Below are 26,777 nucleotides of genomic sequence, written 5' to 3' on the forward strand. Positions count from 1 at the left end.
TATGAGTAAGAGAGATTATTACGATATCCTTGGTGTAAGCAAAGGTTCTTCTCCGGAAGAGATCAAGAAAGCTTATAGAAAGCTGGCTATAAAGTTCCATCCGGACAAAAATCCTGATGACCATACTGCTGAGGATAAATTTAAGGAAGCTGCTGAGGCTTACGAGATATTAAGCAACCCGGAGAAGAAACAACGCTATGACCATTATGGACATGCAGGTGTTGGCGGAGCTTCTGGTGGCGGTGGCGGCTATGGCGGCGGCGGCATGAACATGGAAGATATATTCAGCCAGTTTGGCGATATCTTTGGTGGCGGCGGTGGCGGTGGCAGTCCTTTCGATAGCTTTTTCGGCGGACAGCAACAACGCAGCAGTGGCAGACGCGTAGCTAAAGGCTCTAACCTTCGTATTAAAGTCAAACTTACCCTTGAAGAAATAGCGCATGGCGCAGAGAAAAAAATAAAGGTTAATAAACAGATTGTTTGTAAAACCTGTGATGGTTCGGGAGCTAAGGACAAATCATCTATCAGCACTTGTAAAACTTGTGGTGGCAGTGGTTCTGTTCGCAGAGTAACCAATACCATTTTAGGCCAGATGCAAACTACTTCTACCTGTCCGACTTGTAATGGTGCCGGCTCACAAATTACTTCTAAATGTACATCATGTCATGGTGAAGGAACAGTTCGTGGTGAGGAAACAATTACAATCAATATTCCTGCAGGTGTGAGTGACGGTATGCAATTGAGCATGAGCGGAAAAGGTAATGCAGCCCCTAATGGTGGTATTCCTGGTGATCTGATCATCCTGATTGAAGAAATCCCTCATGAAACCTTGAAACGTGAAGGAAACAATATCGTTTATGATTTACATTTAAGTATCATTGATGCTGCTTTAGGTTACAGTGCCGAAGTACCAACGATTGATGGTAAAGCTAAAATTAAAATCGAGCCCGGTACTCAAAGCGGAAAGTTATTGCGCCTGAAAGCTAAAGGTATTCCTGAAGTAAATTCTTATCACCGTGGTGATCAGATTATCCATGTGAATATCTGGACGCCTAAAGCCCTGAGCAGTGAAGAACGGAATATGCTGGAGAAACTACGTGAATCTCCAAATTTCAAACCTCAGCCAGGTAAAAATGACAAGAGCTTCTTTGAAAAAATGAAAGAGTATTTCGAATAATCGATTCTTGAATATAATTATAAAACAGGCTGTATCTGAATGGATACAGCCTGTTTTTTTATGTGAAAACTTTAGCCGGGAACCGTTGTTTAATTTAAAAAAGGGCTTATGGATGGAATAGCAATAGCAGATTGGAGGATTGGCTGCTCCGGATTTTATTATAAGGAATGGAAAGAAATATTCTATCCTTCCGGCCTTCCTCAAAAGGACTGGTTTAGCTATTATTGTCAACATTTTAATACGATAGAGATTAATTCTTCCTTTTACAAACAGCCTTCTTTAAAAAGCTTTAATACCTGGTACGAGACCAGTCCTGCTGATTTCTTATTTACGGTTAAAGCACCAAGGACAATTACGCATTACAATAAATTTAATGAGGTGGAAGGCCTGGTTACTGATTTTTATGAGGTAATTTCTTCTGGCCTGCGGGACAAATTGGGCTGTGTATTATTTCAAACTCCTCCTTCTTTCACTTATACTGAAGAAAGACTAGCCTTACTATTAAAAAATCTAAATCCGGTCTTTAAGAACGTAATTGAATTCAGGCATGTCAGCTGGTGGAATAATACGGTGATGGACGAGTTTAAAAAACATCACCTGACTTTCAGCGGACTAAGTTATCCTTCTGCCCTACCAGATGGGATTGTTCTATTTAATGATCCAGTTTATTACCGTTTTCATGGCAAGCCAGTCTTATACAAATCGCTGTATACCGGACAGGAAATAATTGCCTTTGCTAAATCAATAATGCCCGGGCCTAAACAAGTATTCGTATATTTCAACAATACCTGGGGCACATCGGCATTAACCAATGCAAAACAATTGATTGCATTGACAGATACAATACGCTGAATCTGTAACATTTTGCCTGATTTTAGTCTAAAGGATAACTAAGAACTAATAAAAGACTAAATGCTTAACGTAAATAATATTGTCAAACAATATGCTACGCATCTTGCACTGGACGACGTCAGTCTGGAAGTGGAGCAGGGAAAGATATTCGGGCTCCTGGGCCCCAACGGTGCAGGCAAAACATCACTCATCAGAATTATTACGCAGATTACAGCGCCAGATAGTGGTGAAGTCATCTTTAACGGCGAACGCCTGAATTCTTCTCATATTGCAAGGATAGGATATCTCCCGGAAGAGCGTGGTTTATATAAAAAAATGGAAATTGGTGAGCAGGTGTTGTACCTGGCCAAGCTCAAAGGTATGCGTACCACTGAAGCTACTAAAAAAGTCAGATACTGGTTTGAGAAACTGGAAATGGGAAGTTGGTGGAATAAAAAGGTAGAAGACCTGAGTAAGGGCATGCAGCAAAAGGTACAATTTGTAGCAACTGTATTACATGAACCTGAACTGATTATTCTGGATGAGCCTTTTTCTGGTTTTGATCCGGTCAATGCAGATATCATCAAGAATGAAATCCTGGAATTGAATAAGAAAGGAGCAACTTTTATTTTTTCTACGCACCGGATGGAATCTGTAGAGGAGTTATGTGATAGCATTGCATTGATTCACCGTTCTAAAAAGATACTGGATGGTTCGGTATCTGATATTAAGGAGCAGTACAGAAATAATACCTATTGGGTTGAGTATGATGGGGAGTATCCTGCGGAGCAGGCAACTGATCTGTTTAAAATACTTCATCAAGAGATACTGCCGGGAAAAACAAGGATTAAGGTTCAGATCAGCGCAGGTAAAACTGCCAATCAGCTTTTATCAGCCTTGCTGCCTGTAGTGAATATTCATCGCTTAGATGAAGTAATCCCTACAATGAACGATATTTTTATTGACCAGGTAAAACTAAAAGATTAACGCAATGAACAAGATTTTACTCATTATACAAAGAGAATACCTAAGCCGGGTCAGAAAGAAATCATTTATCGTCATGACGTTATTAACGCCGATCATTGTCGCAGGATTTTATGGAATGATCATCTATTTTTCTATACAAGGGGCTACCTCGGCCAATAACAGGATTGCAGTAGTAAATGACAATAAAACACTGACTGAAAAAGTCGCTTCTACTAAAAATACAACTTACGTTTATGTCCATAAATCATTGGCGCAAATGAAGGCTAGTCTTAAAGACGAAGACTATGACTACATTCTTTACCTGCCTGAGTTTAGCCTGGACAATCCTGCGGGAATACAACTTTTAGGAACTAAACAGGCTGGCTTTTCCATGAATGGAAAAGTTGTTGACGATGTGGAGAATACCATCAGAATCCAAAAGCTTAAGGAAAGTGGTATTGCGCAAGAAGACCTTGATAAATTAAAAGCTACTGTCAACATTGATAACAAGAAGATAAATCAAGCGGGACAGGAAGAAGATTCGAGTGCCGGTGCAACGACAGTTATTGGCTATGCATCCGGTATCTTGATGTTTACTTTTATTCTGATTTATGGCATTCAGGTAATGCGGGGCGTGATTGAAGAGAAAACAAGCAGGATTATTGAAGTGATGATTTCTTCTGTCAAACCTTTTCAGCTGATGATGGGAAAAATCATTGGTATTGCCTTGGTAGGATTGACACAGTTTGTACTTTGGATCTTATTGACAGTTACGATTTCAACCGTAGCGGTCCAAGCTTTTACAGGCAATAAAGAATTGCAGCAAAGTACTGTTTCTGCAGTACAATCAAAGACGGGAACTTCTATCGGAAAAAAGGTGGCAGACGATGGCCCGGTTGCTTATATCCAAAAGAGCATGGCAAATCTTGATCTGACAAAAATCCTGCTTGTTTTTGTATTCTTTTTTATTGGTGGCTATTTATTTTATAGCGCTCTTTATGCGGCAATTGGATCGGCTGTGGATAGTGAAACAGAGACACAGCAGTTTGTGATGCCAATTATGATGCCGCTTACTTTGAGTTATGCGCTATCTTTGAGCGTTGTGGTGAATGATCCTTATGGGCCTCTTGCTTTCTGGTTATCGATGATACCATTTACTTCTCCTATTGCAATGATGGTCAGGTTACCTTATGGTGTGCCCGACTGGCAGCTGGCTTTGTCTATGGGTTTATTGATTACTGGCTTTATAGGGACTGTATGGGTAGCTTCAAGAATATACAGAGTGGGCATATTAATGTACGGCAAAAAAACCAGTTTGAAAGAAATGTTAAAGTGGTTTAGTTACAAGAATTAAAAATTCAGCTACCAGAATTAAAAATTAACAAGAAAAGACAGGATTAACGAAACGGATGAAAGCAGCGGTTATTGATTTAGGAACGAACACTTTTCACTTAATTATAGCTGATCTTACACCTTTAGGTGTAGAGGTCATTTACAAAACTAATTTACCTGTCCAATTGGGCCAGGGAAGGATCAATGAGAACTTGATTATACCTGAAGCTTTTGAACGCGGAATAGAAGCACTAAAGGGCTTTAAAAAAGAAATAGACGCGCAACAGGTCACTATTGTCCGCGCAACTGCAACTTCTGCGGTACGCAGTGCTGGAAACGGAAAAGATTTTGTCATTGCCGCTCTTAGAATAGCCGGAATAGCTATTGAGGTGATTAGTGGGGAGGACGAGGCTGCTTATATATTTAATGGTGTAAAAGCAACAGGCGTAATCAATCAGCAGTCGTTGATTATGGATATTGGCGGAGGAAGTACGGAGTTCATTATTTGTAACCAGGATGGCCCCTTATGGAAGAAAAGTTATAATATAGGAGCCGCAAGATTATTACAGGCTTATTTCCATTCTGATCCGATTAGCAGTGAAGACCAGTCTGCGATACAAAAGCATCTTGATCAGGAGCTGGCAGATCTGCTGGCTGCCTGTCAAAAGTATCAGCCGCATGTTTTGGTGGGGTCTGCTGGTGCATTTGAGACTTTCGCAGCAATGTTGCTTGAAGGTATTGATCTGAAAACAATAAGTTCGGCTTCTTTTGACATTGAACAGTACCGAAGCCTTGCTGAAAGGCTGATTGCTTCTGCACATGCAGAAAGGGTTTTAATGCCAAACCTGATTCCACTCAGAGTGGATATGATTGTCATCGCCGCCATCCTGACCAATTATATGCTGGACCAAACAGGATTAAAAGCAATCAGCTTATCTACTTATGATTTGAAGATGGGTGTATTATACCGGATCTGGGCAGATCAGAAGTTTGAAAGTTCTAAGTAAAGCTTTTCTGTTGGTAGTCCCATTACATTGGTATAAGAGCCTTCAATACGTTCTACTGCGATAAAGCCCAGCCAGTCTTGTATGCCATAAGAGCCTGCTTTATCCAGTGGATTATAGTGCATGATATAATGTTCTATTTCTTCTGTGCTGAGGGTTCTGAAACGCACTTCTGTTTGATCAAAAAAGGTTTTAAGCTTGTCTTTATAAGCCAGGCTTACTCCTGTATAGACCTGATGACTGGTGCCTGATAGCTTTTCGAGCATAACTTTAGCATGTAATGCATCTGCCGGTTTACCTAAGATCTCTCCATTGCAGGCAACGATAGTATCGGCAGTAATGACCAGGCTTGTTAAACGTTCTTCCACAAATGCCATTGCTTTCTTCTCCGAGATGTAACAGGCAATTGCATCCGGGGAAAGCTGTTCAGGATAACTCTCGTCTACATCTTTTAATAACACCTTAAAATCAAGCCCCATTAATTGCATCAGTTCTTGTCTGCGAGGTGATTTGGAGGCTAGAATAAGGGGAGTCGTTTGCTTGTACATATGAATATATTTTGGGCAAAAATAATAAAAGCGGCCCAAAGCCGCTTTTATTATTTTCTTTATTTGAAAGCTGATATAAATTCAGCTATCGAATTTATATCACTATTGGTTCTCTGCTGGCTGACCGGTCCCCTGGCCTCCCATTCTGTTTTTCATTGCTGTTCTTCTTTCTTCCAGAAAAGTATCATAAGCTTTCTTTTGATCATCAGTTAATACTGCTTTAATCTTTTCATTGTTACTTTGCATCAGCGTCATCATTTTAGTACGCATAGCTTTTCTATCGTCACCAGCATCTTCGCGGGCTTTGTTCATCTGCGTATTCTGATCCAGCAATATATCATGAACTTTGGTTTGCTGATCAGCAGTCAAAGTTAATTTCTCAGTTAACTGCGCAGTAGACTTTGTTGCTCTTTCTTCTGGTGTTCCGTTACGGTTACCGCCTTGTGCATGTGCAAAAGTTATTACACTGAATAACATTCCGCAAATCATCAATAATTTCTTCATATCTATTCTTTTTTTAGAGATAGAGTCAAAAGTAAAAGGAAGGTTTAAAATTCTTGTGTAACTTATTTACTGGAATCGGCAGCAGAAGGATTGGCATCAAACCATTTCCCCTGTATTCTCAATACTTTTTCAATGACATCTCTCGCCGCTGTCTGACCACCTTTAAATGGGGAGATATATTCGGAGATTGCTTTGATATCTGAGCAGGCATCTGAAGGACAGGCAGGAATACCGACCAGCTTCATTACATTCAGGTCAGGAATATCATCTCCCATATACAGCACTTGTCTGGGTTTAATATTATAGATTTCCAGATAATCGTTGAAGATCTCAACTTTATCGGATACGCCTAAAAACACATCTGGTATCCCCAGACCTTCAAAGCGTTTTTCCATCGCCTGACCACGGCCTCCGGAAATGATACATACATGGAATCCTTTTTTAACGGCCAGCTGTAAAGCATAGCCGTCTTTAATATTGAAAGTACGCATGAGCTCTCCGGAATCGGTTGCTATAACATCACCGTTGGTTAAAACGCCATCGACATCAAAAACAAATGTGGTAATTCCTTTAAGTTTCTGCAGTAACATCTAGTCTTGGTTATCTCTCCATTCATAAACCCAGGCAGACTGGATTTGCTCCAGGTGACCTTCATTGCTTTCTTCTCTTGTACCTTTGAAATTAGGCAGGGAAAGAACCCAGTCCACTAATTCAGTAAACCTGATCCGGTAGATTTTAGATTCATTAAAATCATCTCCAAACTTTTCATATAATTCCTGAGCAATATCCTCGTGATCCTGCCAGTGAATAGGTAAAGCAAACTTATCCTGCATGTTTTCTTGTTTTATAATTTATTAATGGCCTAAAAATTCTGATTGGTTAGGAATAGTAACCTCGATATTTCCGTTGATCACTATACACTGGCAACCTAATCTGGAAGAGATCTTCGGACTTACTGCCCTGTCAATGAAATCTTCTTCTTTATCAGATATTTCCTGAATGTTATCCATTCCCTTAGTCACATATACATGACAGGTACTGCAACCGCAAACACCGCCGCAGTTATGTTGTAAATCTATTCCATTATCCAAACAGACTTCCAGCACTGATTCTCCGCCTGCAATTGGCAACTGAATTTGTGCTTTACCCTTTTCTTCAAAATTGACTGTTAATTGATAAATATTCATAATTGTTTTCAAAAATAAGCAGCAAAAACCGCAATCCTGTTATAGATCAGTTTTTTTAATGCTATTACTTAATGTTTGGTAGATTTTCTGCAATCCGGGCGTGCCGCTCAGTAAATCAAGATGTCTTTTTATAGTTTCCTGGTCATTTCGGATAGCCGGGCCGGTTTGTGCTTCAGCTGGCGCCGATGACTGCACTTTTTCGGCTGTTTCCAGGATTAATGGTTTCAATAAATCAAAATTCAGCTGATGCTGCTCCAGCAATTCACTGCTCAGTTGATAGAGGTGATTGGTGAAATTAGAAGCAAAAACGGCTGCAACATGTAAAATAGCGCGCTGCTGAGAGGTAACTACGGAGACCTTTGAGCTTAATAACTGAGCGATGATTTTAATCTTCTCTAAGGTATCTTCCCGATCTGCTTCAATACATAAGGGCACACGGGTCATATCTACTGCTTTTGATTTAGAGAAGGTTTGCAAAGGATATAATACACCGTAACCATTTTTTACTGCAGATAATACACGCATTGGGGTTGCCCCTGAGGTATGTACGACAACGCCCTTTACCTCTGTTAAGTGCGCCGCAACTGAAGCGATCGCACTATCTTTTACGGCAATCACATAACAATCAGCAGAACGATCCAGTTCGTCCCAGTTGCTGATTGGCGTTGCTTTAGTTAAAGCGGCAAGGATTTCTGCATTTCTGCTATCCTGACTCCAGACTTGAACAATATCAGCTCCGATAGCTTTGAAAGCGATTGCGAGATGCGTCGCCACATTTCCAGAGCCTATACAAACAATATTCATGGAGAGTCAGTTTAAATTTCCCTGGTAAAAATACTTTTAATTAAACCGATTTGATCTCTTTTTGTCTTCTGATGATAGAAATTACAAATCCAATCACCATGACAATTAAACCAACCCAATATAAATTGATATAAGGGAATTCGATAGATTTAAACACGACCCAGTCTTTGGATTGTTGTGGTTTTTCAAATACTTGCAACTCCACTTTTTTCTGATCAGGTAGTATTTTGGTAAATCTCAGTCTTAAACCTAATTCAGGAATATTACGTGCAAAATCGAATGTGTTATTTCCCTTAACCAGGAAGATTGGTTCAGTTTTATAAATCTTACCATTCAGGTTGATTTCCAACGGAAGCCCTACTGCAATATCGCCTTCTGCTAAAGCCAGGCTCTTTGCTGTTGGTTTGAAGTTAAGATCCTTCACAGTGATAATGCCACTGCTGGTATGCAAGGTATCACCCGTACTTACGGTAACTACCCTTGGTTTTTTATAATTCTGCTCATCACTCTGTGCATCACTATCTGCATGCGCATCCTTTTTATCAGGAGCACTGGTAATGTGCGTGTACACATCATAAGTCAGGTAATGTTTCGTATCCGGAGATGCAATCAGACCCATTTTCTCATTGATCTGAACACGTGGGTTCAAGTTGAAGTCTTCTTTAAGTTTGCCTGTTTTCTCATCAATCACTTTAAAGTTCAGCGTATAATAAGTATTAGGGGCTATCGTAGTGTCGTTTGTATAAGTTACTGTAAAACGTCCCATTTTTTTAGGTTCGTTTTTGTACAACACCATATTCTCACCTGGTTTTTCTACTTTTTCAAAGTCTTTTACCGGGATAAAGTTTGTTGCATTGATAGATACCGGTTTACTTGTTGCCGCAGCAACCAGTGCACCTACTAATAGCAAGGCAAAACCGATATGTGCAACTGCTGCTCCTACTAATTTACCTTTACCACTGAATCCTTGGGTTAGCACACGTGCATTGGATAAAATAGCGAACATGCAACTGAATGAAAGTAAAATATAAATCAGGTTGTTATAGACATTAGTGATATAAACAAACCCTGCTGTAACCACAATTGCAATGATCAGTGTAGCCACCAGACTGCTGTAGAATTTACGGGTATCGGTACGTTTGTATTTTAAGAATTGGGAGAAACCAGATATCATAGTAATCAGGATAGCAAACGGAGCCTGCCATTGATTGTAATACTTGATTGCATCAATTGGGGGTGCAAAATTAGTTCCGAAAGCTTTATTGAATACAGGAACAGAGGTAGAAAAAATAACCTGGATACAGGCAACAGTTACCACAAGCGCACCAATGAACATCCAGAATTCTCTTGAATAAGTTTCTTCGTCTTTATTGGTAATTGGCAATTCTTTCCAGCGTAAAACAATCAGAACTACCGGAATAGCCAGGAATACTACGTTGTAAAGGATCAGATGACCGAACATCCCCAAATCTGTGAACGAGTGTACTGAGGTTTCTCCAAGAATACCGCTTCTGGTTAAGAAAGAAGCGTATAATACCAGGATAAAACTTACCAGAACCAATGCGATAGAAGTAAAGAAAGCATGACCAGTATTTTTGAAAGCAATCATGACATGGACTGCGCCAATTAAGGTTAACCATGGAATTAATGATGCATTTTCAACCGGATCCCATGCCCAGAAGCCACCAAAGTTCAACGCTTCATAAGCCCAGAAAGAACCCATGATAATTCCTGTACCTAAAACCATTACAGCAAACAGCGCCCATGGCATAGCAGGTTTTACCCATTCTTTATATCTTTTTTGCCATAGACCAGTGATTACATAAGCAAAAGGAACAATCATACTCGCAAAACCAAGGAATAAGGTTGGCGGGTGAATTACCATCCAATAGTTCTGAAGAAGTGGGTTTAAGCCTCTTCCATCAGTAATGAATTTAAGATAGTTTTTATAGTTTTCAGCATCGGCAAATACAACCGGTGCCATGTCTTTCAGGTTTACAGCATCTCTTAACAGGATAAAAGGAGAACTTCCGATACGTTCACCGAAGATTTGAACGCCTAATAGCATGGAAGTTAAAAATACCTGTGAGAAAGCAACAACAGTCATTACCCCAGTTTCCCAGGTTCTTGCTTTCCAGATCAGGATTGTTCCTAAAATAGCTTGCCAGAATGCCCAAAGCCAGAAACTACCTTCCTGCCCTTCCCAGAATGCGGAAACGATATAATATACAGGGAGCGTTTTTGAAGAGTGAGAATAAACGTAATAGTATTCGTTGTAATGATTCAGGATCAGATAAAACAGTGTAACCCCAATTCCAATTACACTAAAGAGATTAGTTAAAAATGCTATTCTCCCCAAACGTTGCCAGGATTTATCTGCAAGGTCTTTATTGCGGGTCGCAAAGAAATAAGAAATCGTTGAAAGTAGTGCAGCGGCAAACGCTAAAACAATAAAAAACTGCCCAACTTTGCCGGGGAGGAGGGTTTCTCCTGTGAATTGTATGTCCATTAAAATTATTTGTATTGTTTAACCTGTCCGTCCTGCTTTATCTCTACTAGGTCGTTATTATATTTAGAGGGGCACTTCATTAATATTTTAGAGGCGTAAAAAGTGCCTTTATTCATCTTACCGATCAGTACGAGCTTTTCAGAACGTTCAAAGTCTTGTGGTTTGGTCCCACTATAAATAACTTTCTCAATATCACCTTTTTCATCTTTCATGTAGAAAGAGAAATGGTTAGCATCTTTTAAGGCGTCATAATAAGTTCCCTTTTCTTTTGCCCAATGGCCCATTACGTGAAACTCTCTGGAGTCTTTAGCCGCTTCTGTAAAGGTCGAATAGTTACTGGTATCAGCATTTAAGCTGACCAGGAAACAAACACAGATAGCAATTGTAATTAAGCCAATAATTGCACTTTTTTTCATGAGAATATATCGTTTTTTGTCAAAATTGATGTTTGCAGCTATACGTTATTAAAAAAATGTATTTGCTGCCTTTTCATGGTTAAAACATAAACTGGCTCCGCCAATTTAAACAGGACATAGCTTGCTTACACGAGCCTCCTCTCCTAACCCATTAAAAGAGTACACAAAGATAAAAAATATAAGTACCTAAAGCCCGTTACATGCCGGCTAATACTTTAGATGACAAAATATTGATAGTTGGCTGACAAATAAACGACATAATGCCAGAAAAAGTAATTGTACTGGCAGGCATTCTGCTACTTAAGGTACTCGTTCTTAATTAATTGAGGCAGTTCTTTTCTGACATGCATGACTTTTGGTTTAGAGACACTTCTGATGTAAGGATCCCATAAATTACGTTCATAATAATCCTGATGTGAACTTTCTGCGGGATAAAAGACCTGAAATGGTTCCAGTTCTGTAACAAAACTATCGGCATAGTATTTGGCTGCTTGCATCTCTGCCATAACTTTGGCAATTGTCTTTCTTTCTTCAACGCTGCGATAAAAAGCAATCGACCGGTAATCATTTCCTACATCCGGCCCCTGCCTGTTTAATTCAGTAGGGTCATGCGCGAGGAAAAAAGCATGAAGGAGTTGGGTATAAGAAATTACTGCTGGATTGTAATAAACCTGAACTGATTCTGCATGACCAGTATTTTTACTCAAAACGTCTTCATAGGCAGGATTTACAGTACTCCCCCCCGCATAACCACTGATGACTGTATTTACACCTTTCAACTGAATCATACTCTCCTGCATTGCCCAGAAACATCCTCCGGCAAAAGTGGCTACAGCCTCATTTGATTTACGTACAGGTAAAACGGCAAACCCGTTACTACTTGCTATTTGCTGCTTCCTGTCTGAGCAGGAAACAAAAAACAAACTGATCATTGCTAAACATATGGCTGTTCTCATAGCTGGATGATTATAAGAATCATTCCTCCATACTAATATACGAAAACCCGGTTGTGCAGATTTCAATCAGAATGTCATATAAACGGGAAACAAAAAATCCGCAACGTTTTACACGTTGCGGATCAAATATTAAGTTAGTCGCGGCTTATGGCCAGATACCTAAGTTCATGTAAGAAACAGCAATTTTGTCGATTGAACCAACAAAAGCAGCAGTTCTTAAAGTCTGGATACCAGGTTTAGTCACAAGAGTCTCTCTTATTTCATGGTAAGAATGAATCATTGTATCCTCTAATCCTGAATTTACTAATTCTAATTCAGAAGCACCTTTAACAATCATCAAACGGTGTTCAGCAGGGATACTCTGACCTGTCAGGCTTTCCAGTGTATTGATCAGATTAGCATTTGAGTTTTCTGCATAACGTTTCTCCATACGGCCAAAAGCCACGTGAGAAAGGTTTTTCAACCACTCAAAGTAAGAAACAGTTACACCACCTGCGTTACAGTACATATCAGGAATGATAATACCACCCATTTCAGTGAAGATTTCTTCAGCTTCAGGAGTACATGGTCCGTTTGCACCTTCAGCGATAATTTTCGCTTTGATGTTTCTGATGTTTTCTGCAGTGATTTGATTTTCTAATGCCGCAGGGACAAGGATATCACATGGTTGCTCTAATCCTTCCATAGAATTTTTAAATTCTTTGGCTCCAGGGAAACCTAAGATTGAACCTGTCAGTTTACGGTGTGCAAACACTTCATCAACATTCAGTCCGTTCTCATTATAAATAGCACCTTCAAACTCACAAAGGCCAACAATGGTAGCACCAAATTCAGTAAGGAATTTTGCAGAGTGATACCCTACGTTTCCTAATCCCTGAACGATAACTCTTTTATCATCCAAACCAGCTTTAAGACCGATTTTGTGCATGTCTTCTGTTACTCTTACACACTCTCTTACTGCATAAGCAACACCACGGCCGGTAGCTTCCTTACGTCCGCGGATACCATGTAAAGCAATTGGCTTACCGGTAACACAACCTAACGCATCCAGCTGACCTGGGTTCATTGTCATATATGTATCAGCAATCCAGCTCATTTCACGTTCTCCGGATCCATAATCGGGAGCAGGAACGTCAATACCAGGACCGATGAAATTCTTTTTAATCAATTCTGTAGTATAACGACGGGTGATGTTTTCCAACTCACCTGTTGTATAGTTTTTTGGCGTAATTTTAATTCCACCTTTTGCACCACCAAAAGGAACATTCACGATTGCACACTTATACGTCATTAGTGCCGCCAATGCCATTACCTCATCTTCATTAACCATTTCACTGTAACGAATCCCTCCTTTGGTAGGACTCATGTGGTGAGAGTGTTCAACACGCCATGCATCAATTACTTCGAATCCATTTCCTCTGCGGATTGGAAACTGGAAACGATAAACACTGTTACAAGCTTTAATTTGGGATAGTAAACCCTCTGGGTGACCGGTGAATTGTGCTGCGTTATCAAAGTTTTTACAGACATCTGTAAAAAAATTTGTCTCGTTTGCTGTAGTAGCCATTATTTGATTTTTATGAATTTGAATTATGTTCTTATTCTTATACCTGCAAAATTGCACTAAAAAAAACGATTAATACAAATTAATAATTGCTTAGTGTAAGTGAAACACCTCATTAAAAATCACTCAAAAACCTGTGTCAAAGGCTTTAAAATAATTTTTTACCTTAAGATTTTTTTTCTAGTTTTTTTAATCTGCGATCAATTGAGAACAGGAAAAAGATCAGTCCCAGTAAAATAACTGCCACGCAAACAACAACAACGTAAATTTTTTCTGATCCCGCAAGTGTATCGGTGATCGCAGAAGTCTGATCCTGTGCAAAGAGTTGCAGTGTAACCATTAACATCAGAACTGTAGTGATAAGTTTTTTCATCAGATTATATTTGTTTTTTTCGAAGTCTTTATTGTTTTTTAATTGAACTCAAGAGCACTTCGTGGTTTAACGGTTATGAAGCTATCATGATTTTATTTACATTTCGTTGTGCGATTTGAAAAATCATGCTGGTTTCATCAGATTATATTTTATACTGTTTTGTTTTTTTCTATAGCAGATACCCTGAAAAGTAAGGTATATATCCAGTAACCGATTAATATCCAGCCTAAACATGCAGGGTAAAAAACCATTCTCATATGGCTGTCAAGGTCATAAGCATTAAATCCAGGATTCCCTCCGTTACCCGGATGCAGTGAATCTGATAATCTTGGCAATACAAAAAGCAGTACTACCATCATCGGGAAGGCAAAAATATTATAGATTGCAGCAATCTTAGCTCTTTTCTGATCTTCATCAATTGCATTTCTCAGTACCAGGTATGCAAAATACAATAAGAGTGCAATCGCAGCAAAATTCTGTTTCACATCAAAGCTCCAGGCTTGTCCCCAGGTAAATTTAGCCCAGATAGCACCAGTGATAATACCAAGTATACCAAATAACACACCCGCATTTACACTTTGCACCGCTTTCATGTCATGCTCCTCGTTATTATTGCTCAGATATTTTATACTATGATATACAGAAACACTAAAAAGAACGATCATACTAAACCACATTGGAACATGGAAGTACAGATTTCTGATACTTTGATGCAATATAGGTAAAGCAGGAACTGAAGCCAGGAAGCCAGCTACTGTAGAATAAACTACCAGTACCGCTCCCAAAATTTTCCACCAGGATTTATACATTTATTTCAGATTTAAGGTCGCTTGTTAAACCAATTACAACTCAAAACGATCGGCTCAATTTTGCGAGTTCAAAGGTAACAAAGCTTTATATATTTTAGTTAATTTTTTAAATGCTCCACAGCCTTCTTAGTCCCGCCATAAGTATGGGAACAACATCAATGAAAACACGGCTACCAGCACATTGATAATCAAAAGAATCCCTATTTCATCCAGACTCACACTTCTGTCAAGTCCGTCAATTGCATTTTTACTCAGCTTGATTAATACAGTAATCACTGGTATAATTACCGGAAAACTTAAAATTGCCATCAACATTCCGCCATTGCCAGCTTTCGAAGCTATCGCCGAAATCATAGTAAAAATGGTCGAAAAGCTCAGACTTCCAAGAACCGTAGCGACCAGATAGAGCCCCATATCTTCTGGCACATAGTCAAATACAAGCGTATAAAAGCCCAAAGCAATCAACGTAAGCAGCAACATCAAAAAGATATTGTAAATAGTTTTGGAGATAATCAATGCCAGCGGACTTGCAATCGTATAGATATACAACTGCCTCCCCTTGCTCTCCTGAAGAAAACTCTTGGAAACCGCATTAATAGAAGCAAACAGCATGATGATCCAGAATAAAGCATTCCAGGTTACCCCTCTTAAAGAAACAAAAGAAAGAAAACAGACAAATACAGTAGATACGACATAAAGCACTACCCCATTTAATGCATACTTTGAGCGCCACTCCAGCAACAACTCTTTCCCAATTAAAAACTTAACTTCCTTTATTAACTGCATTCCGGCACAAATATAATTTTATGGATTGTTTTTTCACCGAAGGAGCGGCATTTACCGCTCAAATATTAATTATATTGTACTTCTATGATAAAAGGGAGAGTTTTAAACCTCTGAAAGCGGAACTTCCGGTATCTCCTGAATAATAATAACCTTCTTTCTTACCGTAATTAAAGGCAATACACCTGCTAAAATTACAAACCAACCCCATTTATACTTCACCATACCCGAAGCAAGGTTGATTAATTTCCTGAAATGTATAAAGCTAAAATAATCATGCGATTTAAACCAGACAGCCGATAGTGTTAAGATAACCATTAGTATAGCTGCCCAGCCGCAGGCCCTTATTAATCCCGTTTTATTAAAAAATGCACCTAAGAAAGCCATGACAACAATCAGATAAAAAACAGTTCCCAAAGATTGATCTATACCGAAATAGTTCCAGTTTCCAATAACAGGTACGTGTACCAGAGGGCACATCCCTCCTGCAGCGAGTAATAAGGCACCAATAACACCTTGAATCTTCATAAAAAAAGCGTATTTTAAATAAACAGCTACAAAAGTATCATCTATTTACTGAATTCGGTCTAAGATATTACACAAATACTTCTTTTGGCCCATGAAAAGTTAATTGTTCTTTCAATGGATATGGTAAAAACGAGAAAGGCCAGGTTTCCTGACATTGGCCACCTCTTCAGGTGAGCACCGACAGGAAACCTGGCCTTTCTCATTTTTTATAATTCTTACTTTCCTGGATCAATTCCCATTTTATCTGCAAAATGTGCACAATAATCTCTTAAATCTTCGATAATCAAAGTCTCGCCGGTTGCCTTTAAGAAACTATCACCCATGGTCTGCAAAGTCTCATAAAAGAACCTTTTCATCTCATCTACAGGCATATCCTTAGTCCAAAGATCTATCCGCATCGAATTCTTATAATTATGGTCCCACAGCGCTAACATCATAGATTTCACAGGAACTTTTTCCTGCGTTTCCGCGTCTGTAGATTCCCACATCAAATTTTCCGGGACATTATTATCATCAAGCTCAACCGTTATTTTAATTTCTGCTGTTTTCATTCCAATGTAATTCTTGTTTTCGTTTTCTATTAATTCAAACCTCTGCTAAATATTACCCTAAACTAACCCTTAGAATAACCATCAATACCACAGTGAAGATGATCAAAGCACACTCCACTATCCATAGTTTGCCGAGCAAAGGTATAAACTTCCGGAAAATCAGATCTGAAATGAAAGCAATAATTGCAGTTAAAACACAAAGACCTATTAATAATCCATTCACTCCCTTTTGTACAGGAAGCTGCTTATCCGGGCTAAAGAAAAGCAGTAAAGCAAATACAATACAACCCGAGCTCACAATATTTAAAGGCGTTAATTTCAAGGCTAGGTTTTTTTGAATTTTCTTTTCTTCCAGGCCGGAGTTTTATCCATCTTCTTTTTTGCAGAAGCCGCAGCGGCCGCAGCAATTGCAGCAGCATGTTTCTTCTCATGGAAAGCGCCCTTGAAATCAGGGTCATCTTTCCTTTTCTGATTATCGATTTCCCTGGCAATATACTGACGCTCTTCATATGGAGTCTCCTCTACAAAAACCTCTTTCGGAAGTTCCAGAACCGGGATAGTCTGACGCATCAGTTTCTCAATCTTTTTAACATAATACATTTCTGCTTCTGTACAGAAAGTAAGTGCATCTCCTTTTGCATAGGCTCTTCCGGTACGGCCTATACGGTGAACATAATCCTCAATAATAATTGGAACATCAAAGTTGATTACATGACTAACCTCAGCTACATCAATTCCACGGGAAGCAACATCCGTAGCTACCAGTACACGAATATTACCCTCTTTAAAACTATTAATCGAATTAATTCTTGTATTCTGACCCTTATTCGCATGGATTACCCTGACCTCGGCAGCACCATACCTGCGCTCAATAAAACTAAAAATATTATCAGCTACAGTTTTGGTCTTACAAAAGATAATCAGACGCTTAAAATCTATCTCATTCTTCAGTAAATGCTGTAAAAGGTTGATTTTGGTCTTGAAATTCGGAACCTCATATAAGCCCTGCGTAACAGTTTGTGCCGGAGTAGCCTGCTGGCCGACCTCAATAATCGTAGGGTTTTTCAGGAAATCACCAGCAATCTTATGAACAAGGTCACTCATGGTAGCCGAGAAAAGTAAATTCTGCCTTTTACGCGGTACAACTTCCAAAATCCTGTGAATAGAGCCAATAAAGCCCATATCCATCATTTTGTCTGCCTCATCCAATACCAGGAATTTCAGATATTGTGTATTAATATGTCCGGCAAGATAAATATCCAGGAAACGGCCCGGAGTAGCGATAATAATATCTACACCAGCTTTTACCTGTTCTATCTGCGTTTTCGGACCAATTCCCCCGAAAATAACTACGGAACGTAAATCTGTATATTTTGAAAATATTTTGACATGCTCAGCAATCTGCATCGCTAATTCGCGTGTTGGCGCAAGAATTAAAGCACGCGCTGCATCGCCCTGAGCATATTTAAGCTGCATTAATATAGGCAGCACATAAGCTGCCGTCTTTCCTGTTCCCGTCTCGGCAATCCCAAAAATATCTTGTCCCGATAAAACCGGTGCGATTGCTTTTTCTTGTATTGGAGTAGCAACCGTAAACCCTGCATCAGCGACAGCATTTAAAATCTGTCTGTTAAGGTTGAACTCTTCGAATGTTTTTGGCATTTTGCAAATATAATATAATTAATAGGAAGCTAATTAAGAGCTTCTTTAAATGTTATTTCTATAAATAAAGGGGGAAGGAGAAACTGACACTAATTTCTCACAGAATGGCTTATATTTTTTCATACGTTCCTTTTCTAAAAGGAACGTATGAAAAAATATAAGCCAGAAGTAATTGTCTATCTTAAAAACACGCAGACAGGTACCTCAAAAAATTATAAATTGAAAACTGGTTATGCTTCAACAGCAGCAACCTGTACTCTTGCCTTTAAATTTTTGAATTGGTAATCAGGAATTAAATCTCTTTTTTCATGTACCTGGGTAAATTCAAAAGATTCTTCAGTTTCTAAAGCTGTGATTGCATCCTTCGCTTTATTGTAAGAACATCTGAATAACTCACCAGAATCAGTTGCTTTTCCACTTTTCTCTACCAGGTAGTTTACTTTGTTTTCACTTAGTTTTTGCTGAATCTTACGTTCGCTTCTTCCTTGTGTAGTCGTTCTTGCATCAAATAAAAGAACCCAGTCATCAAAACCTGCATATCTGGTTTTAGGCATGTTTAAGCTTTTGATTCTGTCAATGATATTACTTGTAGAACCCACCTTAATCAAAGTTCCTTTTCTTGAACCAGCAATGTAAATAAAACCAGCTTCATGCTCTCTCAATAAAATTGCAATTTTTCCTGTTTCACATTGCGGACAATGACCCCCGATAGTTTTGAAATTATGATTATCATCTTTAGTACAACCAACAGTGTTGTATGCGAAGACGGTATTTGTCTCAGACATACGCTGCTTTAGCTCTTCTGTCATCCCCTCTCCTTGTGCGTCAAACAGCAAATCCGCTGGGATTTTGTGTTTTTTTATAAAGCTTTCCTGTGTCTTGGTTAATACGTGTTTAATAGTCATTTCCAAAATTAGTCATATTAATTGGTTTTAAATCAGTTAAGACTATAACTAGTATAAAAATAATCGTATATTTAACACTGCCTTTCACTTTGGCAATCGTAATGATGGCTAAAAATATTGCTTCAAAATTCTTAGATTTGGCAACATGAACACCATCCTTATAAAAGCCGCAACCTTAGTTAACGAAGGAAAAATTTATGTTGCGGACGTATTTATCAAAGACGGATTAATTGAAGAAATCAGTCCGGTAATAAACAGATCCGCCGATCAGGAAATCAATGCAGAGGGGTTACACCTTTTACCAGGTATGATTGACGACCAGGTCCATTTCAGAGAACCGGGTTTAACCCACAAAGCAGATATCTTTACCGAGAGCATGGCGGCAGTTGCCGGAGGGATTACCTCCTTCATGGAAATGCCGAATACAGTCCCGAATACACTTACACAAAGCCTGTTAGCTGACAAATATAAGATTGCTTCAGAAATGTCACTGGCCAACTATTCCTTTTTCATGGGTGCTTCCAACGATAACATCGAAGAAGTCCTGAAAACTGATCCGGCACAAGTATGTGGTATTAAAGTATTTATGGGTTCATCAACAGGAAATATGCTGGTTGACAATGAACAAGTGCTGGATAATATTTTTAGAGAAGCCCCAATGCTGGTTGCTACACACTGCGAAGATGAGCAGACTATCAGAACCAATATGGCTGCCTTCAAAGAAAAATACGGAGAAAATATTACCATAGACATGCATCCGCTGATCCGCAATGATGAAGCTTGTTATATTTCTTCGTCAATGGCTGTTTCTCTGGCTAAAAAACACAATACCAGATTACATATCCTGCACATTTCTACGGCAAAAGAAATCGCTTTATTCGATGCTGTAACCCCATTAAAGGATAAAAGGATTACTGCCGAAGCCTGCGTTCACCACCTTTGGTTCAGCGATCAGGATTACGCAACTAAAGGAAATCTGATTAAATGGAATCCAGCTGTTAAAACTGCAGCAGACCGTGATGCTATATTGAAAGGTGTATTAGATGGCCATATCGATGTGATTGCCACCGACCATGCCCCCCACACTATTGAAGAAAAAGCACAAACTTATCTGAAAGCCCCTGCTGGAGGTCCGCTGGTACAACATGCACTTTCTGCACTGCTGGAAATGTATCACCAGGGAAAGATTTCACTGGAGAAAATAGTGGAGAAAACTGCACATAACGTAGCCACCTGCTTTCAGATTGACAGAAGAGGATTTATCAGAGAAGGTTACTGGGCAGATTTAGTCCTTGTTGCACTAAATGATCCTGTTAAAGTAACTAAAGCCAATATTCTATATAAATGCGGCTGGTCTCCTTTTGAAGGACAAACTTTCAAAGCCGACATTACTCACACCTTTATCTCTGGAAACCTGGCTTACCAAAAAGGAAAGTTCATGACCAATGAAACTGGAAAAAGATTAACTTTCAACAGATAAATGAATTCCGGGATCAAGTCAAAAATACGCCGCCTGGTTATACTAAGTTGCATTGCTTTACTGATTTTCCTTTTAGGATTGAACAGTCAGCTGACAGAGACTATTTATTCCAGCGGCCTCTATCGGTTGACTTCGGTCGTTCAACGTTTCATCAGCTCACCGTTCCCTTTTGCGGTGGGCGATTTTCTTTATCTGCTTTTAATTCTTTATTGCCTCTGGTCTGTAGTTAAAGCGATCAGAAAAATAAAAGTCAGGATACCGGGACAGCAATTGCGATTTTTCTTCCCATTACAACTGGCTAACTTTATACTGATCTTGTATATAGTCTTTAAACTACTTTGGGGCCTGAACTATTCCAGACCTTCTATTTCTAGTCAATTAGGACTCAGTAATCAAAAATATACCACAAAAGACCTCGTGTTATTGGGTGACTTCCTGATTAACCGGGTGAATACCACTAAACAAAAAATAAAACAGACTGGTGCCCAGAAAGAATTCAATATTAAAGAACTGGAAAGCGGTTCTAAATCTGCTTACGATAAATTAGCGAAAACTAATTCACTGTTTACTTACAGCGTGCCAGCTGTTAAAGCCGTAATCCTGGAACAGACCATCACTAAATCAGGTATAGAAGGTTATTATGCTCCCCCATCGGGCGAAGCCAATGTCAATATGCTTATTCCTGCAATAGATTTACCCTTCATTACCTGTCATGAAATCTCTCACGAATTAGGTGTAGCGCGTGAAGATGAAGCTAACCTTGTAGGTTACCTCGTCAGCATTAATAGCTCCGACCTTAATTTCCAATACTCTGGTTACTATAACATCCTTCGGAACGTTCTTTTCGAGATCAGGATTAAATCACCCGAAGATTATGAAATCCTCTTTAAAAAAATAAACGAAGCTACGTTGGCAGATTTTAAGAACGAGCAGGAATTCTGGAGAAAATATAACTCTGAAATGTCAGGATAATTCGGTGTTGCCTTCGATAAATTCCTTAAAATTAATAACCAGAAAAAAGGTACAGACAGTTATCAGGATATCGTTTTATGGGTATTTAACCTGCATAAAAAGGAATTGCATAAAACATTACAACCCTAATACATTTAAAATCTTAAATTTGCCCTGATTATGGCAAAGATATCCATCAACCTGGCAACAGGTTCTTTACAAAAAGAAGAAATCATTGTAGGAATTGATTTAGGAACGACCAACAGTTTAGTTGCTTTTATTGATCCTGATAAGAACCCTAAAGTTATAAATGATACAGGAAAAGGGCTCTTGGTTCCTTCTATTGTACATTTTAATGCAGCAGGAGATACCTTGGTGGGTAATGAAGCTAAAGAATTTCTAATTACTGATCCGGCCAACACCATATTTTCGGTTAAACGTTTATTAGGCCGGTCTTATAAAGACATCGCTGGTCATCAGGACACCTTCTCTTACAAACTCATAGACGAAGGCAACGATTCGCTGGTTAAAATACAGGCTGGAGATAAATTCTACACCCCAATTGAACTGTCAGCAGAGATTTTAAAAGAACTTAAAGCCAGAGCAGAACATGCTTTAAAAACACCTGTTAACCGTGCTGTAATTACTGTTCCTGCTTATTTCAATGACAGCCAGCGACAAGCAACCAGAGATGCAGGCCGTTTAGCCGGACTGGATGTTTTAAGAATTGTCAATGAGCCTACCGCCGCAAGTTTAGCCTATGGAATAGGACTCGATCCGACTGAGCAGAAAACGATTGCTGTTTACGATTTAGGTGGCGGGACATTTGATGTTTCAATTCTTGCTATTCAGAACGGCATATTTGAAGTATTATCAACCAATGGAAATACTTTCCTTGGCGGAGATGATTTTGACCGCGCTATTGTTCATTACTGGATTGAGAAAAACAAACTCGATGCAGCAGCATTAACTGCAGATCCGGGATTAATGCAGACGCTTCGTTTAAAAGCCGAAGAAGCAAAAAAAGCACTCAGCACGCAAAATCTGTTTAATGAAAAACAAGGAGACATCTGGTATACGCTTGACAGACATACCTTTGAACAACTGATAAATGCAAAGGTTACGGAAACTTTAAACTCTTGTCAGCAAGCGCTGAAAGATGCTAAATTAACCATCAGCGCTATTGACGAAGTAGTTATGGTTGGCGGATCTACCCGCACACCTTATGTAAAAGCACAGGTTGCCGCATTCTTTGGCCGTCAGCCACACGATCAGATCAATCCTGATGAAGTAGTAGCCTTAGGTGCTGCGATACAAGCAGACATCCTTGCAGGTAACCGGTCAGACATTCTGCTGCTCGATGTTACGCCACTTTCTCTGGGTATTGAAACGATGGGTGGTTTAATGGATGTAATCATTGCGAGAAATGCGAAAGTTCCAACCAAAGCAGGCCGTCAGTACACCACTTCAATAGATGGTCAGGTCAACATTAAAATCTCTGTTTACCAGGGAGAACGTGATTTGGTTAAAGAAAACAGGAAATTAGCTGAATTCGATTTAAAGGGTATCCCGTCGATGCCGGCTGGAATGCCCAAAGTAGATATTAATTTCATCCTGAATGCCGATGGAATCTTAACTGTTCAGGCGGTTGAATTGCGTTCAGGCGTGAAACAGGAAATAGATATTACCCCTAGTTATGGCCTTACGGATGATACCGTAGAGAAAATGCTGATTGACAGTATCACGCATGCAGAAAGTGATGTTGCGCAAAGAATGCTGATCGAAGCCCGTGGCGAAGGAGAACAACTGGTTTATACTGCAGAGCGGTTTATTGATAAAAACGGCTTTGTTTTAACTCCTGAAGAACTGGAAAACACGAAGTTGTATATTACTGCTTTGAGAGCAGCCCTGACCGAAGGGAATAAAGACACTATCCTTAAAAAAGCTGATGAACTGAATGAATTTACCCGCCCTTTCGCAGAACGATTAATGGACATCGCTGTTTCTAAAGCGATGAAAGGAAAATCAATCGATTAAGTAAAACCGGCTGAAAGATTCATTACCACAATACGTCAGAATAGCATTAAATTTACGAAAATGAAAAGACCTTTCATTTTCGTGTTTTTTTCAGCACTTACCTTGCTCACCTGTTCCTGGGGCTTCTTCGCACATATGCGCATTAACCGGCTGGCTGTATTTACGCTTCCTACGGGGATGAACAGATTTTATAAATCCAATATACAGTATCTCTCCGATCATGCCGTAGATGCAGATAAAAGGCGTTATGCGGATACTGCTGAAGCTCCCCGGCATTACCTTGATATAGAAGTTTATGAAGTGGAAACCGATAGTATCCCCCGCAAATGGGATGATGCCGTCAAAAAGTATGGACTGCAAAAACTGGCTAAAAATGGCACATTACCCTGGCAGATCCAGCGTACCTATTATCAATTAGTCAAAGCTTTTAAAGACAGGGATTCTGTAAAAATACTGTTCCATTCTGCTTATTTAGGACATTATATCTCAGATGCGCATGTGCCGCTTCATACTACTGAAAACCATAATGGCCAGTTGACTAACCAACACGGCATCCATGCTTTCTGGGAAAGCCGTTTACCAGAATTGTTCTCCGGAAAATATAGTTTTTTAGTAGGCGGAGCACTTTATATTGATGACCCTTTAAAGGAAATCTGGAAAATCATCTCCCATACTCATCAGCTCGTTGATAGTGTTTTATGGATTGAGGCGCGTTTAAATCGTGATTTCCCAGCCTACCGGAAATACAGTTATTCTAAAAGAAATAAACAGGTGATGAAACAATATGCTGTGGAATATGCCGGGGCTTACCATACCCAAATGAATCAGATGGTCGCCAGGCAAATGCGGGCATCCATTCTCGCTACAGGTTCTTTTTGGTATTCTGCATGGATAGATGCAGGACAGCCAAAACTCGAAAAGATGATTAAAAGACTGCCTGATCCGGCGGCAGAGAAAGAAATAAAGGAGCTGAATATTAAATTCAGCTCCGGAAAAATTATGGGCAGAGAGAATTAGTTCTCTATGATATCTTTTGTTTTAAATCTTGATTTTACTGCTGCAAAGATTACAGGCGCAAACGTAACGACTGCGATGAAAAGGATTACGATAGAGAAGTTATCTCTGACAATCGGAATCTGTCCCAGTAAAAAGCCTGCGAAAAGTAAACTGGCAATCCAGCCTATTCCACCAATGATATTGTAATAAGTAAACCTGCCGAACGGCATTTTTGCTACACCAGCAACAAAAGGAGCTATAGTTCTGAAAATTGGCAGGAAACGGCTGAAAATTATCGCTTTACCACCATGTTTTTCAAAGAACATATGTGATTTATTATAATATTCCAGCTTTAAGATTTTATTTCCTTCCTTGAATACTTTTACGCCAAAGAAGCTACCCAGGCGGTAGTTCAGACTGTTACCCAATATAGCTGCAATAGCGAGGATAAGAAACATAATCCAGATATCAAGACCAGTGTTACCTTTAGCAATCAAAGCTCCTACTGCAAACAGCATAGAATCACCAGGTAAAAACGGTGTCACTACAAACCCGGTTTCGGCAAAAATAATTAGGAATAAAATTAGATAGGTCCAGGTCTGGTAATTGCTTACCAGCTTAACCAATTCTACATCCGTGTGCAGAATAAACTGTATCAGCTGATTGATGATGTCCATAGTGTATCATAGCAAACGTCATTATAGCATGTTTATTTCGCGTATAATGACGTTCAGATAAGTTATTTATATAAAATTAATTATAGTTGTTCAGCATAACCGGCATAACCAGCATCAGGACATCTTCGTTTTCGTCGTTGGTTTGAGGGATCAATAAGCCAGCACGGTTAGGCGTAGAAAGTTCTAAAGTCACTTCTTCACCAGAAAGATTGCTTAACATTTCGATCAGGAAACGTGCATTGAAACCAATTTCAAGATCTTCACCTTCATATTGACAGCTTAAACGCTCATGAGCCTCATTTGCAAAGTCAAGATCTTCAGAAGAGATATTTAATTCACTTCCGTTGATTTTTAACCTTACCTGGTGCGTTGTTTTATTTGCGAAAATAACTACGCGGCGTAAAGTATTCAGGAATAAAGCCCTGTCAATAATTAATTTATTAGGATTGTTAGCAGGAATTACTGCTTCATAATCAGGGTAACGCTCATCGATTAAACGACATACCAGGTTGATATTCTCAAATTTGAAGAATGCGCTGGTTGCGTTATAATCAACTGATACATTAATATCCGTTGAAGGTAAAGCTGCTTTTAATAAAGTCAGTGCTTTTTTAGGCAGGATGAACGAAGCTGTTTTATCTGCTTTGCTGTCCATACGTCTGTATCTTACCAATTTGTGTGCATCAGTAGCTACAAAAGTGATAAACTGATCAGATAACTGGCAGAAAACACCTGTCATTGCCGGACGCAGTTCGTCATTACTCACTGCAAAAATAGTTTTGGTAATTGCTTCTGTTAAAACTGAAGCTGGCAAGTTTACAGAAGAAGCATTTTCCACTACTGGAATTTTAGGGAAATCATCTCCATTTTCTCCGCTCAGTTTATACTTTCCGTCACCTGCACTAATTTCAATAGAAAATGTAGCATCATCAATATTGAAAGAGATTGGCTGATCAGGAAGCGTTTTCAAAGTATCTAATAAGATTCTTGAAGGTACAGCAACTTTTCCGCCCTCTTTTGATTCAACAGGTAAAGAAGTAGTCATACTGGTCTGCAAATCTGTAGCGGAAATCGTTAAACTTCCGTCTTTAATCTCGAAAAGGAAATTTTCCAGTATCGGCAAAACAGTACTGCTGCTTGAAGCACCATTAACCGTTTGTAAATGTTTTAATAGCGTTGATGTGGATACAATAAATCTCATAATATGATTATGTCAGTTCTCAAAAA

At 39.2% G+C, this 26,777-nt stretch carries 29 protein-coding genes; 9 read left to right on the top strand and 20 right to left on the bottom strand.

The genetic code is table 11. The features are described from left to right. Window position 1: 1 nt before the first annotated feature. From dnaJ to ABIB30_RS15780, 5 genes are all read left to right on the top strand, one after another. Complete coding sequence (dnaJ, locus tag ABIB30_RS15760) at window positions 2-1,177, top strand: molecular chaperone DnaJ (RefSeq protein WP_183869476.1); 1,176 nt, start codon at window positions 2-4, stop codon at window positions 1,175-1,177. A gap of 108 nt (window positions 1,178-1,285) precedes the next feature. After that, window positions 1,286-2,029 carry a DUF72 domain-containing protein gene (locus tag ABIB30_RS15765; RefSeq protein ID WP_354303605.1) on the top strand — a complete coding sequence of 248 codons (744 nt, stop codon included), beginning with the start codon at window positions 1,286-1,288 and terminating at the stop codon, window positions 2,027-2,029. A gap of 60 nt (window positions 2,030-2,089) precedes the next feature. Then, window positions 2,090-2,995 (top strand): ABC transporter ATP-binding protein, encoded by a 906-nt coding sequence (locus tag ABIB30_RS15770; protein WP_354303607.1) that lies wholly within the window; start codon window positions 2,090-2,092, stop codon window positions 2,993-2,995. Between the two features lie 4 nt (window positions 2,996-2,999). Continuing rightward, the gene (locus tag ABIB30_RS15775) at window positions 3,000-4,328 is read left to right on the top strand and encodes an ABC transporter permease (RefSeq protein ID WP_354303609.1); all 1,329 of its coding nucleotides are present in this window, start codon (window positions 3,000-3,002) and stop codon (window positions 4,326-4,328) included. A gap of 55 nt (window positions 4,329-4,383) precedes the next feature. Further along, window positions 4,384-5,313: a Ppx/GppA phosphatase family protein gene (locus ABIB30_RS15780; protein ID WP_354303611.1), complete on the top strand. Its 930-nt coding sequence runs from the start codon at window positions 4,384-4,386 to the stop codon at window positions 5,311-5,313. Here ABIB30_RS15780 and ABIB30_RS15785 read toward each other — a convergent pair. The 18 genes from ABIB30_RS15785 to ABIB30_RS15870 form a co-directional block, all read right to left on the bottom strand. Beyond that, window positions 5,289-5,858, bottom strand: a complete 570-nt coding sequence (locus ABIB30_RS15785) for a Maf family protein (RefSeq protein ID WP_354303613.1) — start codon at window positions 5,856-5,858, stop codon at window positions 5,289-5,291. The two genes, ABIB30_RS15780 and ABIB30_RS15785, sit on opposite strands and share 25 nt — an antisense overlap. Window positions 5,859-5,960: 102 nt before the next feature. Next, window positions 5,961-6,362 carry a DUF4890 domain-containing protein gene (locus ABIB30_RS15790; RefSeq protein WP_354303614.1) on the bottom strand — a complete coding sequence of 134 codons (402 nt, stop codon included), beginning with the start codon at window positions 6,360-6,362 and terminating at the stop codon, window positions 5,961-5,963. Between the two features lie 62 nt (window positions 6,363-6,424). After that, entirely contained in the window at window positions 6,425-6,952 is a 528-nt protein-coding gene (locus tag ABIB30_RS15795; protein ID WP_354303616.1) for a KdsC family phosphatase, read from the bottom strand. Beyond that, on the bottom strand, window positions 6,953-7,195 hold the full coding sequence (iscX, locus tag ABIB30_RS15800) for a Fe-S cluster assembly protein IscX (RefSeq protein WP_183869483.1): 243 nt from the start codon (window positions 7,193-7,195) through the stop codon (window positions 6,953-6,955). Window positions 7,196-7,216: 21 nt separating this feature from the next. Continuing rightward, a complete protein-coding gene (locus ABIB30_RS15805) occupies window positions 7,217-7,549 on the bottom strand; it encodes a 2Fe-2S iron-sulfur cluster-binding protein (protein ID WP_068395147.1) in 333 nt (110 codons plus the stop codon). A gap of 39 nt (window positions 7,550-7,588) precedes the next feature. Then, window positions 7,589-8,353 carry a Rossmann-like and DUF2520 domain-containing protein gene (locus ABIB30_RS15810; protein WP_354303618.1) on the bottom strand — a complete coding sequence of 255 codons (765 nt, stop codon included), beginning with the start codon at window positions 8,351-8,353 and terminating at the stop codon, window positions 7,589-7,591. A 40-nt stretch (window positions 8,354-8,393) separates the two neighbouring features. Continuing rightward, complete coding sequence (locus ABIB30_RS15815; protein ID WP_354303620.1) at window positions 8,394-10,862, bottom strand: heme lyase CcmF/NrfE family subunit; 2,469 nt, start codon at window positions 10,860-10,862, stop codon at window positions 8,394-8,396. 5 nt (window positions 10,863-10,867) lie between these two features. Beyond that, window positions 10,868-11,278: a cytochrome c maturation protein CcmE domain-containing protein gene (locus ABIB30_RS15820; RefSeq protein ID WP_068395141.1), complete on the bottom strand. Its 411-nt coding sequence runs from the start codon at window positions 11,276-11,278 to the stop codon at window positions 10,868-10,870. Between the two features lie 296 nt (window positions 11,279-11,574). After that, window positions 11,575-12,234 (bottom strand): peptide-methionine (S)-S-oxide reductase MsrA, encoded by a 660-nt coding sequence (gene msrA, locus ABIB30_RS15825; RefSeq protein ID WP_354303622.1) that lies wholly within the window; start codon window positions 12,232-12,234, stop codon window positions 11,575-11,577. A gap of 145 nt (window positions 12,235-12,379) precedes the next feature. After that, window positions 12,380-13,801 (bottom strand): Glu/Leu/Phe/Val family dehydrogenase, encoded by a 1,422-nt coding sequence (locus tag ABIB30_RS15830; RefSeq protein ID WP_068395140.1) that lies wholly within the window; start codon window positions 13,799-13,801, stop codon window positions 12,380-12,382. 163 nt (window positions 13,802-13,964) lie between these two features. Further along, window positions 13,965-14,171, bottom strand: a complete 207-nt coding sequence (locus ABIB30_RS15835) for a CcmD family protein (RefSeq protein WP_068395138.1) — start codon at window positions 14,169-14,171, stop codon at window positions 13,965-13,967. 149 nt (window positions 14,172-14,320) lie between these two features. Beyond that, complete coding sequence (ccsA, locus tag ABIB30_RS15840; RefSeq protein WP_354303624.1) at window positions 14,321-14,980, bottom strand: cytochrome c biogenesis protein CcsA; 660 nt, start codon at window positions 14,978-14,980, stop codon at window positions 14,321-14,323. 126 nt (window positions 14,981-15,106) lie between these two features. Continuing rightward, complete coding sequence (locus tag ABIB30_RS15845) at window positions 15,107-15,766, bottom strand: heme exporter protein CcmB (RefSeq protein WP_111633702.1); 660 nt, start codon at window positions 15,764-15,766, stop codon at window positions 15,107-15,109. A 102-nt stretch (window positions 15,767-15,868) separates the two neighbouring features. Further along, window positions 15,869-16,291, bottom strand: a complete 423-nt coding sequence (locus tag ABIB30_RS15850; RefSeq protein WP_354303627.1) for a hypothetical protein — start codon at window positions 16,289-16,291, stop codon at window positions 15,869-15,871. A gap of 215 nt (window positions 16,292-16,506) precedes the next feature. Continuing rightward, a complete protein-coding gene (gene gldC / locus ABIB30_RS15855; RefSeq protein ID WP_068395129.1) occupies window positions 16,507-16,842 on the bottom strand; it encodes a gliding motility protein GldC in 336 nt (111 codons plus the stop codon). Window positions 16,843-16,894: 52 nt separating this feature from the next. Continuing rightward, entirely contained in the window at window positions 16,895-17,164 is a 270-nt protein-coding gene (locus ABIB30_RS15860) for a hypothetical protein (protein ID WP_232324669.1), read from the bottom strand. Window positions 17,165-17,166: 2 nt separating this feature from the next. Continuing rightward, window positions 17,167-18,504, bottom strand: coding sequence for a DEAD/DEAH box helicase (locus ABIB30_RS15865; protein ID WP_183869493.1), 1,338 nt, complete (start codon window positions 18,502-18,504; stop codon window positions 17,167-17,169). 230 nt (window positions 18,505-18,734) lie between these two features. After that, the gene (locus tag ABIB30_RS15870; RefSeq protein ID WP_111633697.1) at window positions 18,735-19,409 is read right to left on the bottom strand and encodes a GIY-YIG nuclease family protein; all 675 of its coding nucleotides are present in this window, start codon (window positions 19,407-19,409) and stop codon (window positions 18,735-18,737) included. 145 nt (window positions 19,410-19,554) lie between these two features. On the opposite strand from ABIB30_RS15870, the gene ABIB30_RS15875 reads away from it, so the two are divergent. From ABIB30_RS15875 to ABIB30_RS15890, 4 genes are all read left to right on the top strand, one after another. Further along, window positions 19,555-20,889, top strand: coding sequence for a dihydroorotase (locus ABIB30_RS15875; RefSeq protein WP_354303630.1), 1,335 nt, complete (start codon window positions 19,555-19,557; stop codon window positions 20,887-20,889). Next, window positions 20,890-21,861 carry a DUF3810 domain-containing protein gene (locus tag ABIB30_RS15880; protein ID WP_354303632.1) on the top strand — a complete coding sequence of 324 codons (972 nt, stop codon included), beginning with the start codon at window positions 20,890-20,892 and terminating at the stop codon, window positions 21,859-21,861. Window positions 21,862-22,020: 159 nt separating this feature from the next. Next, window positions 22,021-23,877: a molecular chaperone DnaK gene (dnaK, locus tag ABIB30_RS15885; RefSeq protein WP_354303634.1), complete on the top strand. Its 1,857-nt coding sequence runs from the start codon at window positions 22,021-22,023 to the stop codon at window positions 23,875-23,877. A 60-nt stretch (window positions 23,878-23,937) separates the two neighbouring features. Further along, on the top strand, window positions 23,938-24,894 hold the full coding sequence (locus tag ABIB30_RS15890; protein ID WP_354303636.1) for a zinc dependent phospholipase C family protein: 957 nt from the start codon (window positions 23,938-23,940) through the stop codon (window positions 24,892-24,894). Here ABIB30_RS15890 and ABIB30_RS15895 read toward each other — a convergent pair. Together ABIB30_RS15895 and dnaN are read right to left on the bottom strand one after the other, a co-directional pair. Then, entirely contained in the window at window positions 24,891-25,550 is a 660-nt protein-coding gene (locus tag ABIB30_RS15895; RefSeq protein ID WP_354303637.1) for a VTT domain-containing protein, read from the bottom strand. The genes ABIB30_RS15890 and ABIB30_RS15895 overlap by 4 nt on opposite strands. A gap of 76 nt (window positions 25,551-25,626) precedes the next feature. After that, window positions 25,627-26,751, bottom strand: a complete 1,125-nt coding sequence (gene dnaN, locus ABIB30_RS15900; protein WP_068395112.1) for a DNA polymerase III subunit beta — start codon at window positions 26,749-26,751, stop codon at window positions 25,627-25,629. Between the last annotated feature and the right edge of the window lie 26 nt (window positions 26,752-26,777).

This window comes from Pedobacter sp. UYP1 (genome assembly GCF_040547305.1).
Lineage (GTDB): Bacteria > Bacteroidota > Bacteroidia > Sphingobacteriales > Sphingobacteriaceae > Pedobacter.